Raw genomic sequence first — 684 nt, 5'->3', positions numbered from 1 at the left:
GGAGGGCGCGATCGATCTCACCAGCCTCGGCCAGAACTGAGACCAGTTCACTCAGGGCCGCCGCCTGGAAGGTAGGGCTGGTGATGGAGCGGGCAATGGTGTGGGCACGGTCGATCTCACCAACTTCGGCCAGAACTGAGACCAGTTCACTCAAGGCCATTGTCTGAGAGTCGAAGTCAGTGATGGAGCGGGCAATGGTGTGGGCACGGTCGATCTCACCAACTTCGGCCAGAACTGAGACCAGTTCACTCAAGGTTCGCGCTTGAGTGTCGGGGTCGGTGATGGAGCGGGCAATGGTGTGGGCACGGTCGATCTCACCAACTTCGGCCAGAACTGAGACCAGTTTGCTCAGGGCCTCCATCTGGGTGTCGGGGTCGGGGGTAGAGCGAGTAGCGATTTCAACGTCGTGGGCTAAGCGGAGGGCGTGATCGATCTCACCAGCTTCAGCCAGAGCTGCGACCAGCTTGTTCAAGGTTCGCGCTTGGGTGCCGGGGTCGGTGATGGAGCGGGCGATGGTTTCGACGTCGTGGGCTAAGCGGAGGGCGTGATCGATCTCACCAGCCTCGGCCAGAGCTGCGACCAGTTCGCTCAAGGTTCGCGCTTGGGTGCCGGGGTCGGTGATGGAGCGGGCGATGGTTTCGACGTCGTGGGCTAAGCGGAGGGCGTGATCGATCTCACCAGCCT

The 684-nt window shown here is 61.8% G+C and carries 1 protein-coding gene; it reads right to left on the bottom strand.

What is annotated here, in order from left to right:
- Positions 1–684: hypothetical protein (locus ACWEF2_RS17010; RefSeq protein ID WP_453816185.1), on the bottom strand; the 684-nt coding region annotated here is incomplete at both ends.

The organism is Streptosporangium sp. NPDC004631 (assembly GCF_053601935.1).
Note: the sequence above shows the minus strand (reverse complement) of the source record. Positions and strands in the feature narration are given on the sequence as shown.